General features: G+C 63.2%; 1 protein-coding gene. It reads left to right on the top strand.

Annotated elements, in window-relative coordinates; translation table 11 throughout:
* The first annotated feature begins 186 nt into the window (after window positions 1–186).
* Window positions 187–963 (top strand): transposase family protein, encoded by a 777-nt coding sequence (locus C1A33_RS26400; protein WP_101834280.1) that lies wholly within the window; start codon window positions 187–189, stop codon window positions 961–963.
* The last annotated feature ends 5 nt before the right edge of the window (window positions 964–968 follow it).

Here is a 968-nt window from a genome sequence, read left to right as displayed (position 1 = left end):
GAGCATTTTCAATGTTATTTTACGTGAATTGCGGGAATGTTCCGTCGCGCGCGTTTAAGAGAAAGTCCGGCGAACCAGCCGGAGAGTGGAAGTTGTCCGACTACTGTCCGTCCAGGCGGGAGAAATAGAGAAGTCCTCGGTAGATCACAGGGTGTCTAATCATGTGGCCTTGACCGAGGACTTCCGTTGCTAACCTACCCTGGCGTCATCACCGTGTCCGAGACGGCCCTGGAGTTCCTGGCCACGTTGCTGGCCGACGACCGCGCACGGCAGCGGACCTGGCGCAAGCTGTCCGCTCGCGACCAGGCGCTCCTCGTGCTCGCGCACCTACGCAACGGCGACACGTACGAACAACTGGCCGCCGGCTTCCAGGTCAGCGTCGGCACGGCTCACAACTACGTCCGGGAGGCCGTCGACCTGCTCGTCCGGCGCGGACGCAGCCTGCTCGCGGCCGTCTGGACGTTCGCCTGGACCTGGAGCAACTTCCTCATCCTTGACGGCACCGTGGTGCGTACCAACCGGATCCGTGCGCACAACAAGCTGTACTACTCAGGCAAGCACAAGCACCACGGAGTCAACCTCCAGGGCCTGATGGACCCATACGGCCGGATGATCTGGATCTCCGACGGGCTGCCCGGCTCGACCCACGACCTCACCGCCGCCCGGACCCACAACATCCTCCAGGTGATCAACCGTGCAGAAACGATCTACCTCTACGCGGACAAGGGCTACGTCGGCGGCGAGAGCGACCGGCTCCTCGTCCCGCGCAAGAAGCCCGCGAACAGCGAGCTTCCCGACGACACCAAGGAAAGCAACCGCGTCCTCGCGGCCACTCGCGCACCCGGCGAGCGCGGCTTCGCGGTCCTGAAAAACTGGCGCGTCTTCAGCCGCTTCCGCGGCTGCCCACGCCGGGTCGGCACATTCACCCAAGCCGTCTTCGTCCTGGAACAGGAAGGAATCTAAAAAAA

This window comes from Frankia canadensis (genome assembly GCF_900197875.1).
In the GTDB taxonomy this organism is placed as follows: domain Bacteria; phylum Actinomycetota; class Actinomycetes; order Frankiales; family Frankiaceae; genus Frankia; species Frankia canadensis.
The sequence above is the reverse complement of the archived record's forward strand: the minus strand, read 5'-3'. Positions and strand labels throughout refer to the sequence as shown.